Below are 15,327 nucleotides of genomic sequence, written 5' to 3'. Positions count from 1 at the left end.
ATAATTCTTCAACGTTTTGTGATTGTCCGGACTGCTCCTTTCTATCGATGACTCCACCTTCCTCGCCAGAACCGACGCCGATCGTGTCGTCTTCGCATCTTGCTTCCGGTGTGCCCGAGGCGTCCGAAGTCGAATTCGGCCTGATCGTGGCTTCCCACGCCTTCAATCGCTGGATGGTTCGCTGCATGGCCGCTGCCGGCCTGCGCGACCTGACGTCCCTGGACGTGCTGGTGCTGCACCACGTGTTCCATCGTGGTCGCGGCAAAAAGCTGGCCGACATCTGCTTCACGCTCAACGTCGAAGACACGCACCTGGTGAACTACTCGCTGAAAAAGCTTGAGCGCCTGGGGGTGGTTGCTGGCCAGAAGGTGGGCAAGGAAGTGATCTATTCGGCCACGCCGGAAGGTCAGGCTGCCATCGAGCGCTATCGAGACATTCGTCAGCAGTGCCTGCTGGACAACCTGGGCGATTCCAACGTGGTCACCGACGTCAATCACAAACTTGGCAACACGCTGCGTGCGCTGTCCGGCCTTTATGACCAGGCGGCCCGTGCCGCCACTTCGCTGTGAGCGCATCCATGAATACCCCTTCGACGGCCGCTGTTGGTAATCACGTCGGCAAGAACACCGACGCGCTGTTGTCGGTTCGCAATGTCTCGGTGGAATTCAACACCGATCGCGGCCCGTTCCGCGCGGTCGATGACCTGAGCTTCGATGTGCGTCCCGGCCAGACGGTTGCCATCGTCGGTGAATCCGGTTCCGGCAAGTCGGTGACCTCAATGGCGGTGATGCGCCTGACCGACTACACCAACGGCCGCATCGTCAACGGCCAGATCGTGTTCCAGCCCGCTGAAGGCAAGGCCATCGACTTGGCCACCGCATCGGATGAAACCATGCGCGCGATCCGTGGCAACGACATCGCCATGATCTTCCAGGAACCGATGACGTCGCTGAACCCGGTGTTCACGGTCGGCGACCAGATCGTGGAAGCCATCATGCTGCACCAGCAGCTGTCGGCAGGCGAGGCACGCAAGGCGGCCCGTGCACTGCTGGAAAAGGTGCGCCTGAGCGACACCGAGCGCCTGCTCGACCGCTATCCGCACCAGTTGTCGGGCGGCATGCGCCAGCGCGTGATGATCGCGATGGCCTTGTCGTGCAAGCCGCGCCTGCTGATCGCCGACGAGCCCACCACCGCGTTGGACGTGACCATTCAGAAGCAGATTCTGAACATCATCCGTGAGCTGCAGCGTGACCTGGGCACCGCGGTGATTTTCATCACCCACGACATGGGCGTGGTGGCCGAGATGGCCGATGAAGTCGTGGTGATGTGGCAGGGCAAGAAGGTTGAACAAGGCCCCGTGGGCCAGATTTTCTCGGCACCCAAGCACCCGTATACACGTGCGTTGCTGGCTGCCGTGCCGCGTCTGGGCAGCATGACAGGCAAGGACTTCCCGGTGCGCACGCCGCACACGGTGCTGGAAAACGGCGTGCTGCGTGAAGTCGGCGACATGCATGTGCAAGACACCGCCAATTATCAGGAACCGCTGCTGAGCGTGGAGAAGCTGACCACGCGCTTCGACATCGGCCACAGCTTCTTCGGTCGTGTGACCCACCGCGTGCATGCGGTGGAACAAGTCAGCTTCGACCTGTTCCCGGGCGAAACCTTGGCGCTGGTGGGCGAGTCCGGCAGCGGCAAGACCACTATCGGCAAGACCTTGCAGCAACTGGTGGAACCCACCGGTGGTGTGGTGCGTTATCAGGGCAAGGACTTGTTCAGCATGGACGGCGCAGGCCGCCAATTGCTGCGCCGTGAAATCCAGTACATCTTCCAGGACCCGTATGCGTCGCTGGACCCGCGCAAGACGGTTGCCTTCAGCATTGCCGAGCCGATCGTCACGCACGGCTTGATGAGCGACCAGAAAGAGATCGATCGCCGGGTGGCGGAATTGCTGGTGCTGGTCGGCTTGAAGCCGGAGCACGCGAATCGCTTCCCGCATGAATTCTCGGGTGGTCAGCGTCAGCGCGTGTGTATTGCGCGTGCGCTGTCCTGCGACCCGAAACTGATCATTGCCGATGAATCGGTATCCGCGCTGGACGTATCGATCCAGGCGCAGATTCTGAATCTGCTGATGGATCTGCAGAAGTCGCGCGGCCTGGCGTATTTGTTCGTCACGCACGACATGGCGGTGGTCGAGAAGATCAGCCATCGTGTGGCGGTCATGTACCTGGGCCAGATTGTCGAACTGGGCAGCCGCCGCGACGTGTTCGAGAACCCGCAACACCCGTATACCCGCAAGCTGTTGTCGGCCGTGCCGGTGGCTGAACCTGGCCGCCCGATCGACACCGAGATCAACGTCAGCGAGATTCCCAGCCCGATCCGCAAGGTGGGCGACGAGCCGACGCTGGCGCGCCTGGTTGAAGTCGCGCCCGGCCATCTGGTCGCGGCCTGACCCGTTCGCCGCATTGCAAAGACATCCCCCCATTTTTCGTCCACGGCCTTCCCCGGGCCTACCCACTGTAAAGGCGAGTTTCATGTTCGCATTGTCCAAGACCCCGCTGGCGCTCGGCGCCGCACTGGTTGCCAGCACGCTGGCCATCGCCGCGCCTGCGGCCCACGCCGCCGGCACGCTCAATGTCGCGATCACGCAAGACGCCGGCAGCTGGGACCCGATCGACACCTTCGTGACCTGGTGGGGCTCGGTCGGCAGCAACATCTATGACGGCCTGACGATTCGCGGTGCCGACATGAAGCTGGTTCCTGGCCTGGCCACCAGCTGGGAATTCCTGGACAACGACACCCGCATCCGCTTCAAGCTGCGTGACAAGGTGGTGTTCCACAACGGCGAGCCGTTCAACGCTGCCGCCGTGAAGTTCACCTTCGACCGTCTGCTGGGCGAAGAAGGCAAGAAGGGCCCGCAGCAGTCGAACTACAACGCCATCGGCAAGGTGGAAGTGGTCGACAACCTGACGGTCGATTTCCACATGAAGCAGCCCGACCCGGTGTTGCTGACCAAGCTGGCCGGCTACGGCGCGATGATCGTGCCGCCGAAGTACATCACCGAGAAGGGCGATGCCTACTTCAACGAGCATCCGGTCGGTACCGGCCCGTTCAAGCTGGCCGAATACAAACCCAAGACCAGCCTGTCGCTGGTGCGTAACGACGCCTACTGGGCCGGCGCGCCCAAGCTCGATGGCGTGAACTACCGCTTCATCGCAGAGCCGGGCACGCAAGCGTCGGAACTGCAAGCCGGCCGCATCGACATCGCTTCCGCCATCCCGCTGGGCATGGTTGCCACGATCAAGAAAGCGCCGAACGTGAAGGTCGTCACCACCAGCGGCCCGGTGGCCGTGGTGCTGCGCTTCAACACCAAGTCGGGCATCACCGCCAACAAGGAAGTGCGCAAGGCACTGATCATGGCCGTGGACCGCGAAGCCATCATCAAGCAGATTCTGCTGGGCTACGGCAAGCCGATCGCCAGCTTCCAGGGCGAACTGTCCTTCGGTTTCGACCCGGACCTGAAGCCGCTGCCGTTCAGCCAGGCTGAGGCGCGCAAGATGTTGCAGGCTGCGGGCGTGAAGATGGGCTCGACCGTGCAGCTGGACTTCCGCGGTACCGACCCGACCTTCCGCGAAGTGGCGCAAGCCGTCGCCGGTTACCTGCAAGGCGTGGGTATTCGCACGACGCTCAAGCCGTATGAAACCGGTGTGCTGATCAACGACATCATCCCCAGCGGCAAGACGGGTGACATGTTCCACTTCGTGTGGGGCGGCTGGACTTACGACTACGACAACACCGCGTACCTGATGTATCACACGGGCCAGAAGTGGAACCCGTATGACAGCGACCCGGCCCTGGACAAGATCCTGGAGTCGCAACGTGCGACCTACGACACCAAGACCCGTCAGGCCGTGCTGCGCAATGTGGCTCGCTACGTGGCCGACAACGCGCTGGAACTGCCGCTGTACAGCCAGGACACGGTGATCGGTGTGAACGACCGCGTGAAGAACTTCGCCGTGCCTGGCGATATCCGTTATCGCTTCAACGAAGTGACGGTCGACTGATCGTCATCACGTTTGCTCGGCAGGGGCGGTGCGGTTTTTTGTCGCCGGGCCGCCCCAAGACAAAAAAAGCCCCCTTCGGGGGGCAGCGCCTCCGCGCAGCGGAAAGCGTGGGGGCTTCCCCCTTTCCCCTTTTCAAGCATGACGGCGCCGTCCCGAATTTGTGGGCTGGCCGTCAGCCAATGCTCGCCAATGTGTAGCCAATGACCGGATTCCTCATCAAACGCGGCTTGCAGGCGCTCTTCGTGATCCTGGCCGTGACCCTGCTGGTCGCCTTCGCGGTGCGCCTGACCGGCGACCCTGCGCTGATGCTCAGCCAGGGCGCGGGCAGCGTGACCGAACAAGACCTTGCCAACATCCGCCAGGCGCTTGGCCTGAACCGCCCCTTCTACGTGCAATACCTGACGTACATGCAAGGCGTGTTCACCGGTGACTTCGGCGCGAGCTTCATGGGCGGCACCTCTGTCAGCCGTCTGATCGGTGACGCGCTGCCTGCCACGCTGATGCTGGCGTTCTCGTCCTTGATCCTGTCCATTGTGATTTCGGTGCCGCTGGGCATTCGTGCGGCTGTCAAAAAGGGCACCAGCACCGACCAGGGCATTCGCATTCTGTCGCTGGTGGGCCTGTCCTTCCCCAACTTCTGGTTGGCGCTGATGCTGGTGCTGCTGCTGGCCATCGTGTTCCCGATCTTCCCGCCTTCGGGCTGGGACGGCCCGATGAGCCTGGTGCTGCCTTCGCTGACCATGGCGATCATCTTGAGCGCAACCACCGTGCGCCTGGTGCGCACCACCATGCTGGAGACGCTGTCTGCGCAATACATCATGGTGGCGCGCAGCAAAGGCCTGCGTGAACGCGTGGTGCTGTACAAGCACGCGCTGCGCAACTGCGCGATTCCGCTGATCACCTATCTGGGCCTGCAATTCGGCAACCTGATCGGCGGCATCGTGGTGATCGAGAAAGTCTTCAACTGGCCCGGCATGGGCACGCTTGCGTTCGACGCCATCGGCGGACGCGACTACCCCGTGCTGCAAGGCTCGGTGACGGTGCTTGCGCTGGTCATCGTCATCGTCAACCTGGTGGTGGACATTGCCTACGGCATCGTCGATCCCCGCATTCGTACCAAGTAAACAGATGACGACAACCGTTTCTCCCGCCGCGAAAGTGGTGTCGCGCCGTCGCAATTACGGCTCGCTTGAATTCATCCTGGGTGCTTCGCTCAGCGGCATCGTGATCCTGGCTGTGCTGCTGTCGGGGTTCCTGTTTCCCGATGGTGGCGAAAGCATGGACCTCGGCTCGCGGCTGATCGCGCCGTTCCAGAGCTGGGACCACATCTTCGGCACCGACCCGCTGGGTCGTGACGTGCTGGCCCGCGTGGTGGTCGGCGGCAAGATTTCGCTGACCGTAGGCTTTGCGTCGGTGATCGCCGGTGCCTTGTTGGGCACTGTGATGGGCCTGATCTCTGGCTACTACCGGGGCTTCTGGGACATGATCGTGATGCGCTTTGCCGACGTGCAACTGGCGCTGCCTTTCATTCTGGTGGCGATTACCTTCATCTCGATTCTGGGTGGCGGCCTGACCAACGTGATCTTCTTCATGGTGATCTCGCAGTGGGTGCAGTACGCACGCCTGATTCGTGGCCAGGTGCTGGCGCTGCGCGAGCGTGAATTCATCCAGGCGGCTCGTGCTTTTGGCGTGCGTGACCTGGCGATGATCCGCCACCACGTGCTGCCGAATGTGATCGGCCCGCTGATCATCCTGATGACCTTGAACGTCGCCAACAACATCCTGCTGGAAAGCAGCCTGACCTTCCTGGGCCTGGGTGTCGATCCGATGATCCCGAGCTGGGGAGGCATGCTGGCTGACGGCCGTACCTATCTGCAAGACGCGTGGTGGGTGAGCGTGGTGCCGGGTCTGGCCATCATGTTGACCGTACTGGGCCTGAACCTGCTTGGTGACTGGCTGCGCGACCGTCTCGATCCCACTGGAAAGGTATAAGTCATGCGTGTTCTGCTCGATCGCAGTTTCCCCCGCAGTCTGGATGCGCTGGTGACGAATTTCTCTGCGCCGGCCTATGCGGGTGCACAGCTTCAGGCCTGGTTGTTCGAAGGCGTCGAGGCCCGCCGCGCGGCGGAAGCCACGCTGGCTGCGCACGGCGTCAAGGCCACCATCCGCAGCGCCTACAAGCCGCTGTTGCACGCGTTTCTGGAAGAAATCGACCACGCCGGTCTGACCGCAGTGACGGTGCAATATCCCCGTCACGACCATGCGATTCCGACGCGTTTCCTGCTGGAATCGTATCCGCTGCAATCCATGTTCGCGGACATCGCGTGGACGGTAGTGCCCGGCCCCGTGGAGCATGAAGACCGCGCGCTGCGCTATCAGCTGGACCTGCACTACGCCGATGGCCGCATCGAAAAGCGTGACGTGCTGGCCCCCAATGTGCGATGCGTTGATCACGTTGGTCAGGCGCAGATTTCGCCGGCCGGCTGGGTCTGCGTCAGCAATTGCGCCGATGAAGCCGATATCGATCAGGCCTGGCCTACGGAAGCCGAAGGCGTTTTCGAAGCTGTCGTTCAGGCCGTGCAGACGCATTCCTGGGGCAACGAAGAACCGTTCTTCGAGCGCATGGACATTCGTGTCGACATGCCGGGCATGGAGTTCATGCTGGGCTACGGCCAGGAACAGGTCAGCACCTTCGAGGCCATGCACGAAGACCTGTACTTCGCGTTGCTGGAAGTGTTCCAGCAGCACTCGGCGCGGCCGGTGGGCAATCGTGGCATGCAGCCTGGGCAGATCGTGCCGGACATTCGACGCCATGATGGCGATGCGCGTGTGCGCGTGGAAGTGGGTTCGTATCCCGCGTTTGAGTCGATGCCCGTTGACCCGGCTGTCAGCGGTGATGCCGAAGCCTTTGCAGCCGGGCGTGATCCCTTCGAGAAGCAGGATGCGCCGCTGTCGGAAATGCGCATTGCGGAAGCCATGACGCGCATTCGCGGCGAGCAGTTCTCGGCGCATTCACGGCAAGGCCGTGTGGTGCAGGCCGTCTACCGCAAGGGCAGTGGCCCGTCGGTGCTGATCTCGGCGGCGCAGCATGCCAACGAGACGTCTGGCCCGGTGGGAATACTGCGTGCCGCGCAGCAGCTGGATGCCCGTGAAGATGCGCACTTCACTTTGATTGCGCTTGAGAACCCCGATGGATATGCGATGCATCAGCGTCTGATCAAGACGCATCCGCATCACATGCACCACGCGGCACGTTACAGCGCGTTGGGGGATGACCTCGCCTATCGTGAGAAAGCACCGTGGTTCGAAACCGGTGCACGCCGCGATGCGGTGGCCATGACGGGGGCCGAGCTGCACATCAATCTGCACGGCTATCCCTCGCACGAGTGGACGCGTCCGTGGTCGGGTTACCTGCCGCGCAAGTTCGAGATGTGGACGATTCCGAAGGGCTTCTTCCTGGTGTTGCGTCATCAGCCCGGTCTGGCCGAGAAGTCGCGCCGACTGGTGGAAGGCGTGACTTTGAGGTTGGCTGAAATGCCCGGTTTGGTTGAGTTCAACGCCAGGCAAGTGGCGGCGTTCGAAGCGCACGCCGGTGCGCACGGTTTCGAGATCATCAATGGCATTCCGTGCCTGATTTCGGAGTCCGCGACCGAGCCCACGCCCATTTCGCTGATCACCGAGTTCCCCGACGAAACCATCTACGGCGACGCCTTTGTGTTTGCGCATACCGCGCAGATGCTGACGGTGACGGCTGCCGTGGATGTGTATCGCAGCTTGTGATCCGACCGCGTTGCACGTGAGCCATGCGTGCAACGCGGTGACCCCGCTTTCGCAAGGCGGCAGCGCGTTTGACTTGCGCTGCCTGCACGACCAGATTCCCTGCGGCCTTGTGCCGCCTCCGACATTGCCATCTGCCACCAGAGTCACGCCATGAGCCATTCTGCTTCCGCATCATCCGCAGCCATTCCCCACGATCCCCGCTGGCAGTTCTGGATCGACCGGGGCGGCACCTTCACCGACATCGTGGCGCGCAAGCCCGATGGCAGCTTTGACACGGCAAAGATGCTGTCGGAGAACCCCGAGCAGTACCGTGATGCGGCCGTCGCCGGCATCCGCAAACTGCTGGGCTTGAAGCCGGGTGAGGCCGTGCCTGCGGATCAGGTCGAATGCGTGAAGATGGGCACCACGGTCGCCACCAACGCGCTGCTGGAACGCAAGGGCGACCGCACCGCGCTGGTCACCACGCGCGGCTTCCGCGATGCACTGCGCATTGCGTATCAGAACCGGCCGAAGCTGTTCGAGCGCCATGTGCGTCTGCCGGAATTGTTGTATGACACCGTGGTGGAAGCCGACGAGCGTCTGGGTGTGGATGGCACGGTGGTCAAGGCGCTGGATGAAGTGGCGCTCCGTGCTTCCCTGGAAGCAACCTTTGCTGCGGGCGTTCGCGCCGTGGCGATTGTTTTCATGCATGCCTGGCGTTATCCACAACATGAGAAACGCGCAGCAGAAATCGCCCGCGAGATCGGCTTCACGCAGGTGTCCGCATCGTCGGAAGTCAGCCCGCTGATCAAGTTCGTGTCGCGTGGCGATACCACCGTGGTGGACGCGTATCTGTCGCCGATCTTGCAGCGTTACGTGGACCAGGTTGCTTCCGAGCTACCCGGCATCCGCATCATGTTCATGCAGTCCAGCGGTGGCCTGACCGATGCACGCGCGTTTCGTGGCAAGGATGCGATTCTGTCCGGCCCCGCAGGCGGCATCGTCGGCATGGCACGCACCAGTGAACTGGCGGGCTTCAAGAAAGTCATCGGCTTCGACATGGGCGGCACGTCTACGGATGTGTCGCACTACGCCGGCGAATTCGAGCGCGAGTTCGAGACCCAAGTGGCCGGTGTGCGCATGCGTGCACCGATGATGAGCATCCACACCGTGGCCGCCGGTGGTGGTTCCATTCTGCACTTCGACGGCGCGCGCCTGCGTGTCGGCCCGGATTCCGCTGGTGCCAACCCCGGCCCCGCCAGCTATCGCCGTGGCGGCCCGCTGGCCGTGACCGACAGCAACGTCATGCTGGGCAAGATTCAGCCGCAGTTCTTCCCCAGCGTGTTCGGCCCGAATGCCGACCAGCCGCTGGACCGTGATGTGGTGGTGCAGAAATTCACTGCGCTTGCGGCCGAGATCAGCCAAGCCACCGGCCGTGAGATGTCGCCGGAACAAGTGGCCGAAGGTTTCATCGAAATCGCAGTCGGCAACATGGCCGAAGCGATCAAGCGCATCTCGGTGCAACGCGGCCACGACGTGACGGAATACACGCTGACCACCTTCGGTGGCGCAGGTGGCCAGCACGCGTGTCTGGTGGCCGATGCGCTGGGCATGACCACCGTCTTCGCTCACCCCTTCGGCGGCGTGCTGTCCGCCTACGGCATGGGCTTGGCCGATCAGGCCGAGCTGCGTGAACAGACCATCGAAGCGCGTCTGAACGACGACACGCTGGTGACGATTGCCAGCACGCTGGATCGCCTGGCAGCCGATGCCGATGCCGAATTGCAGCGCCAAGGCTTGGCCGCATCGACCATCCGTATGCATCGCCGTGTGCACCTGAAATACGACGGTACCGACACCGCACTGGAAGTGGCCGCAGGCGACATCGCCGCGATGACGGCCGATTTCGAAGCCGCCTATCGCCAGCGTTATTCCTTCCTGATGCCCAGCCGCGCGCTGGTGGTCGAAGCCGTCTCCGTGGAAGCCGTGGGCGGTGGGGAATCGGTAGACGAACCTACGCCGACGGCTACCCGCGCAGGCGATGTGGTGGCGTCGTCTTCTGTCCGCATGTACAGCGCAGGCGAATGGCACGACACGCCCTTGTATGTGCGCGCCGGCATGATCCCCGGCGACCGCATCAACGGCCCCGCGATCATCTCGGAACCCAACCAGACCACCATCGTTGAACCGGGTTGGCAGGCCATCGTCACCGAGCGCGACCACCTGGTCTTGAAGCGCGTCGTGGCTCGCCCCGAGCGCCGTGCCATCGGCACCACCGCCGACCCGGTGATGCTGGAAGTGTTCAACAACCTGTTCATGTCGATTGCCGAACAGATGGGCTACCGCCTGCAGAACACCGCGTACTCGGTCAACATCAAAGAGCGCCTGGACTTCTCGTGCGCGATCTTCGATGCCGACGGCAACCTGATTGCCAACGCCCCGCACATGCCCGTGCACCTGGGCTCGATGAGCGAATCCATCAAGACGGTGATCCGCGAGAACCAGGGTGCCGACGGCAAGACGGCGATGCAACCGGGCGACAGCTACGTCATCAATGACCCGTACCACGGCGGCACCCACTTGCCCGACGTGACGGTGATCTCGCCGGTGTTCGACCGCACGGGATCGGAAGTGCTGTTCTACGTCGGCTCGCGCGGCCACCACGCCGACATCGGCGGCACCACGCCCGGCTCCATGCCGCCGGACTCCAAGCTGGTCGAACACGAAGGCGTGCTGTTCACCAACTTCCCGCTGGTGAAGAACGGCGAATTCCGCGAACAAGCCGCCCGCGACATCCTGACCGGCAAGAACGGTGCAAAGTGGCCCGCGCGCAATCCGGATCAGAACATCGCCGACATGCAGGCCCAGATCGCCGCCAACGAGAAGGGTGTGCAGGAACTGCTGAACATGTGCGACCACTTCGGCCTGGACGTGGTGAAGGCCTACATGAACCACGTGCAGGACAACGCCGAAGAAGCAGTGCGCCGCGTGATTGCGCACCTGCGCGACGGCAGCTTCCACTACAAGCTGGATAACGGCGCCGAGATTCTGGTGAAGATCACCGCCGACCGCGAAAACCGTTCCGCCGTGGTCGACTTCACCGGCACGTCCGTGCAGCTGGACAACAACTTCAACGCCCCCGGCGCGATTGGTGTGGCGGCGGTGTTGTACGTGTTCCGCACCTTGGTGAACGACGAAATCCCGCTGAACGCCGGCTGCCTGAAGCCCATCGAGATCATCATCCCCGAAGGCTCGATGCTGCGTCCCGTGTCGCCCGCAGCGGTGGTGGCGGGCAACGTCGAAACCTCGATGTGCGTGGTCAACGCCATCTACGGTGCATTGGGCGTGCTGGCATCGAGCCAGGGCACCATGAACAACTTCACCTTCGGCAACGCGCGTTATCAGTACTACGAAACCATCGCCGGTGGCACGGGTGCCGGGCTGGTGAATGTGGATGCCGCGTACAGCGAAGCATCGGAAGGTTTTGATGGCACGTCGGTCGTGCAATCCCACATGACCAACTCGCGCCTGACCGACCCGGAAGTGCTGGAATTCCGTTATCCGGTGCGCCTGGAGTCGTATGAGATTCGTGAAGGTTCTGGCGGGGCAGGCCGCTGGCAAGGCGGCAACGGCGGCACGCGTCGTCTGCGTTTCCTGGAGCCGATGACGGCATCGATTCTGTCGAACAACCGCGTGTTTGCACCGTTCGGCCAAGAAGGTGGTGAACCCGGCGAGATGGGCCGCAACTGGGTGGAACGTGTCGATGGCTCGGTCACGAATCTGGGCCCGCAGGACAAGACTGAACTGGCGGCAGGCGATATTTTTGTCGTGCAGACGCCGGGTGGTGGCGGGTTCGGGAAGGCGGTGAAGTAAGCGGTTTACGTCGCTGATAGATAGGCGATGCACGTGACAAGGGGCGCTTCAGGGCGCCCCTTTTTCATGCTGGTGATGCTGACGTGTTTGGTTTCGTCGTGCACTGCGGAGCATGCGTTACGGCTCAAAATGAGCCGAACCGAGCATTTGCGGCTCATTTTGAGCCGTATTTGACCCGCAATGAGCTTTAATGACCCGATTTGAGCCGATTTGACCCGTAACGAGTTAATCGGCTCACTACTACCGCATCTGCCCAGGCGCTTACTGGCCGCGCGCCCGAACCTGCGACACCAGTTCATGCGCCACGGCTTCCGAGCTGGCCGGATTCTGGCCGGTGACAAAGCGTCCATCCACGACCAAGTACGGTGCCCAGTCCGGGCCCTTTTCGTACAGGCCGCCCTGCGCCTTGAATTCGTCTTCGATCAGGAAGGGGACCACATCCGTCAGTTCCACGGCGGCTTCTTCTCCGTTGGTGAAGCCTGTTACGCGGCGACCTTTTACGATCGGGTCGCCGTTGGCGGCCTTCACGTGGCGCAGTGCGCCGGGGGCATGGCACACCAGTCCGAAGGGCTTGCCGGCGCGGTCGAAAGCTTCGATCAGCTGGATCGACAGCGTGGATTCCGCCAGGTCCCACAGGGGGCCGTGGCCGCCGGGATAGAACACGGTGTCGAAGTCGGCTTCGCGTACCGATGACAGCAGCACCGTATTGGCCAGCGCGGCTTGGGCGGCGGGGTCTTCCTTGAAGCGCTGGGTGTATCCGGTCTGGAATTCGGGCAGGTCGCTTTTCGGGTCCAGCGGCGGTTGGCCGCCTGCCGGCGAGGCCAGCACGATTTCTGCGCCAGCGTCTTTGAAGACGAAGTAGGGGGCGGCGAATTCTTCCAGCCAGAAGCCGGTCTTCAGGCCGGTGTTGCCAAGTTGGTCGTGCGAGGTGAGCACCATCAGAACTTTCATGTTCATTCCTTTCTTATTGATTTGAGTTGCTTACCGACCCGCGTTCTGGTGTGGATGTCGGCGTTTGGAAAAGTCGTTGTCAGTCGTGTTGTTCGAAAGTGTGGTCAGTCACGTTTATCGCCATGCGTCACCGCGTCTTTCGTGCCAGTCTGCATCAGCCCAACGACGCCTTGATGGCAGCTGTCTTCTCTGCGTAGGGCGCGCGCAGTCGCAGGCCGCTGGCACCGCTTGCTTCCTGCTGCACGACTGCCTTCGCATGCGTGAAACGACGGAAGCCGTGCACGCCGTGATAGGCCCCCATGCCCGAAGCGCCCACGCCCCCAAAGGGCAGGCCTTCGATGACGGCGTGGCTCATGATGTCGTTGAACACCAGCGCGCCCGAGGTGGTCTGTGCGGCGAAGTCCTGTTGGCGGGTGGCGTCGTCGCCGAAATAATAGGCGGCCAACGGACGGGGATGCGCGTTGATGTAGTCGACTATCTCGGCGCGGTTCGCGTAGCCCTTGATGGGCAGCAGCGGGCCGAAGATTTCTTCCTGCATGACCAGCATGCTGTCGTCTGCGTTCAGCAGCAGATGCGGTGCCATCTTGCGGGTGGCCGCATCGAAGGCGGGTTCGCCAGCAGGGGCCAGGCTGACCACATGCGCACCCTTGTTCCGGGCGTCTTCAATCAGTTGGACCAAGCGATGGAAATGCTTGTCGCTGACGATGCTGGTGTAGTCGGGGTTGGCCAGCATCGTGGGGAATATCTTGGCCACGAACTGCTGGGCCTCGGAGACGAATGCGTTTTGCTTGTCCGTCGGCATCAGCACGTAATCGGGCGACAGGCAGATCTGGCCAGCGTTGAAGGTCTTGACGGTCAACACCCGTTCGACCGCCACACGAATGTCGGCATCGTCATCGATAGCAACCGGCGACTTGCCGCCTAGCTCCAGCGTGACAGGCACCAGGTTTTCTGCGGCCGCGCGCATCACATGGCGGCCCACCGTGGTGCTGCCGGTGAACACCAGGTGATCGAAGGGCAGGCCGCTGAACGCAACGCCGATCGATGCATCGCCCAGCACCACACCGAATTCCATCGGGTCGAAATAGCGGCCCACCAGTTCGGCCAGCAAGTCCGAGGTGCGCGGGGTGAGTTCCGACGGTTTCAGCAGCGCGGTATTGCCTGCAGCAAACACACCCGCCAGCGGGCCGAATGCCAGATTGATCGGGAAATTCCACGGGCTGATGATGCCGACCACACCCAGCGCTTGCTGCTGAATCCACGCATTCATGCCGGGGGCGGGGGCCTGCACGATTTCCGGCTGCATCCACTGTTCCAGATGCTCGGCGGCGTGGCGAAGCGAATGCACCGGCGTCATCAGGTCGGCCGTCAGGGATTGGAATTCGCTGCGGTTGCCGAAGTCTGCGGAAATGGCCTTCGCGATGTCTTGATGATTTCCCACCAACAGCTTTGCGGCGCGTTCCAGGCGATCAATGCGCAGGGCGGCGTTGGCAGGGCCGTTGCTGAGGTGAGCACGCTTCATCGCCGTCACGATGGCGCGAAGGTCTTCCGAGATATTGGCGGCGTTCATGGCAAATCCTGTGATGAATGGCTTGCAGAGACAGCCGGATCAATCGAATCGCGCATCGTCAGCGGATCAAGATTGCTGCGTTCGATGAAGCTGTCTGGAGAAATTCGATTCTGGGATTTGCCGCCATATCGCGCCAATCAAGAGATCGGCATGGGGGTATAAATTAATTTATGATGCCCTGATGTCACTCGGCCGCCTTAGAACATTCATCGAGGTCTATCGCCAGCGCTCGCTCAGTGCGGCTGCCCGCGCCTTGCACCTGACCCAGCCTGCGGTGTCGCAACACATTGCCGGGCTGGAAGAAGCCATTGGCCGATCGCTGTTCCTGCGCGAGTCAACCGGCGTGGTGCCAACGGCGGCAGCAGATGAACTAGCAGCCGACATCGGCGACAAGCTGGACGCAGCAGAAGCGGCGTTGGCCTCGGCGCGCATCCGGTCCGAGGAAATGGCGGGGTCGATTCAGATCATCGGTCACGCCGACTTCCTGGCCGAAGTGGTGGCCGCCGAACTGGTCCCGCTGCTGGAAGCAGGCATCAACGTGCGCTTGCAGACCGGTGGCGCGGACATGACCACACACATGCTGATCGAGGGCCATTGCGACCTGGGGATTTCGGCGTATGCCAGCACGGACAAACGCCTGCGCAGCGATCTGATCCGCGCCGAAGAAGTGCTGGTGGTGGCAGCGCCAGCCGTCGCGGCCAGGTTGCAGGCCGCGCCAGACTTGGCTGATGCGCTTGCCGCGGAACCGCTGCTTGCCTACAACCTTGAACTGCCGCTGATCGATCAATGGCTGGACAAAAACCAGCTACGGCGCGGGCCGGCAAGCCCGGCGCTGATCGGTCAGGATCTGCGCACCTTGCGCAGTCTGCTGACCACCGGCTTCGGCTGGACCGCGTTGCCGCAGTACCTGTGCGCGGGAGCCATTGCCCGTGGCGAGCTGATGGAAATCACGCCACCAGTCGCACGAACCAGCTTGAGTTATCACCTGATCTGGTCAGCAGGTGCTCTGCGCAAAACGCGCGTTGCGCATGCACGGCAGACGATCTTGTGGAGTTTGGGGAAGCGGACTGCGGGCTGAGTGAGAAAACAGGCTTTGACGGCGAGTGCCGGTTG

10 protein-coding genes are annotated in these 15,327 nt (G+C 62.4%); 8 read left to right on the top strand and 2 right to left on the bottom strand.

Features of this window, described 5'->3' with window-relative positions:
* Positions 1–47 precede the first annotated feature (47 nt).
* From FXN63_RS25755 to FXN63_RS25725, 7 genes are all read left to right on the top strand, one after another.
* On the top strand, positions 48–569 hold the full coding sequence (locus FXN63_RS25755) for a winged helix DNA-binding protein (RefSeq protein WP_148818445.1): 522 nt from the start codon (positions 48–50) through the stop codon (positions 567–569).
* Positions 570–577: 8 nt separating this feature from the next.
* The gene (locus FXN63_RS25750) at positions 578–2,449 is read left to right on the top strand and encodes an ABC transporter ATP-binding protein (protein ID WP_148818443.1); all 1,872 of its coding nucleotides are present in this window, start codon (positions 578–580) and stop codon (positions 2,447–2,449) included.
* Between the two features lie 82 nt (positions 2,450–2,531).
* Positions 2,532–4,061, top strand: a complete 1,530-nt coding sequence (locus FXN63_RS25745; protein ID WP_148818441.1) for an ABC transporter substrate-binding protein — start codon at positions 2,532–2,534, stop codon at positions 4,059–4,061.
* A gap of 200 nt (positions 4,062–4,261) precedes the next feature.
* The gene (locus FXN63_RS25740) at positions 4,262–5,185 is read left to right on the top strand and encodes an ABC transporter permease (RefSeq protein ID WP_148818439.1); all 924 of its coding nucleotides are present in this window, start codon (positions 4,262–4,264) and stop codon (positions 5,183–5,185) included.
* Between the two features lie 4 nt (positions 5,186–5,189).
* Complete coding sequence (locus FXN63_RS25735; RefSeq protein WP_148818437.1) at positions 5,190–6,053, top strand: ABC transporter permease; 864 nt, start codon at positions 5,190–5,192, stop codon at positions 6,051–6,053.
* A 3-nt stretch (positions 6,054–6,056) separates the two neighbouring features.
* On the top strand, positions 6,057–7,841 hold the full coding sequence (locus FXN63_RS25730) for a M14 family metallopeptidase (RefSeq protein ID WP_148818435.1): 1,785 nt from the start codon (positions 6,057–6,059) through the stop codon (positions 7,839–7,841).
* A 150-nt stretch (positions 7,842–7,991) separates the two neighbouring features.
* Positions 7,992–11,693, top strand: a complete 3,702-nt coding sequence (locus tag FXN63_RS25725) for a hydantoinase B/oxoprolinase family protein (RefSeq protein WP_148818434.1) — start codon at positions 7,992–7,994, stop codon at positions 11,691–11,693.
* 261 nt (positions 11,694–11,954) lie between these two features.
* Here FXN63_RS25725 and FXN63_RS25720 read toward each other — a convergent pair whose 3' ends face one another.
* Positions 11,955–12,644, bottom strand: a complete 690-nt coding sequence (locus FXN63_RS25720) for a type 1 glutamine amidotransferase domain-containing protein (protein ID WP_148818432.1) — start codon at positions 12,642–12,644, stop codon at positions 11,955–11,957.
* Positions 12,645–12,798: 154 nt separating this feature from the next.
* Positions 12,799–14,214: a coniferyl aldehyde dehydrogenase gene (locus tag FXN63_RS25715; protein ID WP_148818430.1), complete on the bottom strand. Its 1,416-nt coding sequence runs from the start codon at positions 14,212–14,214 to the stop codon at positions 12,799–12,801.
* A 181-nt stretch (positions 14,215–14,395) separates the two neighbouring features.
* On the opposite strand from FXN63_RS25715, the gene FXN63_RS25710 reads away from it, so the two are divergent.
* Positions 14,396–15,292 (top strand): LysR family transcriptional regulator, encoded by an 897-nt coding sequence (locus tag FXN63_RS25710; RefSeq protein ID WP_148818428.1) that lies wholly within the window; start codon positions 14,396–14,398, stop codon positions 15,290–15,292.
* Positions 15,293–15,327 lie beyond the last annotated feature (35 nt).

It is taken from the genome of Pigmentiphaga aceris (assembly GCF_008119665.1).
Lineage (GTDB): Bacteria > Pseudomonadota > Gammaproteobacteria > Burkholderiales > Burkholderiaceae_B > Pigmentiphaga > Pigmentiphaga aceris.
This window is presented reverse-complemented; position numbering and strand designations above follow the sequence as displayed.

Excerpts from the sequence above, each read along its gene's own strand:
- FXN63_RS25725 (WP_148818434.1), top strand. The coding sequence starts at position 7,992 with ATGAGCCATTCTGCTTCCGCATCATCCGCAGCCATTCCCCACGATCCC.
- FXN63_RS25745 (WP_148818441.1), top strand. The coding sequence starts at position 2,532 with ATGTTCGCATTGTCCAAGACCCCGCTGGCGCTCGGCGCCGCACTGGTT.
- FXN63_RS25735 (WP_148818437.1), top strand. The coding sequence starts at position 5,190 with ATGACGACAACCGTTTCTCCCGCCGCGAAAGTGGTGTCGCGCCGTCGC.
- FXN63_RS25730 (WP_148818435.1), top strand. The coding sequence starts at position 6,057 with ATGCGTGTTCTGCTCGATCGCAGTTTCCCCCGCAGTCTGGATGCGCTG.
- FXN63_RS25750 (WP_148818443.1), top strand. The coding sequence starts at position 578 with ATGAATACCCCTTCGACGGCCGCTGTTGGTAATCACGTCGGCAAGAAC.
- FXN63_RS25755 (WP_148818445.1), top strand. The coding sequence starts at position 48 with ATGACTCCACCTTCCTCGCCAGAACCGACGCCGATCGTGTCGTCTTCG.
- FXN63_RS25720 (WP_148818432.1), bottom strand. The coding sequence starts at position 12,644 with ATGAAAGTTCTGATGGTGCTCACCTCGCACGACCAACTTGGCAACACC.
- FXN63_RS25715 (WP_148818430.1), bottom strand. The coding sequence starts at position 14,214 with ATGAACGCCGCCAATATCTCGGAAGACCTTCGCGCCATCGTGACGGCG.
- FXN63_RS25710 (WP_148818428.1), top strand. The coding sequence starts at position 14,396 with ATGTCACTCGGCCGCCTTAGAACATTCATCGAGGTCTATCGCCAGCGC.
- FXN63_RS25740 (WP_148818439.1), top strand. The coding sequence starts at position 4,262 with ATGACCGGATTCCTCATCAAACGCGGCTTGCAGGCGCTCTTCGTGATC.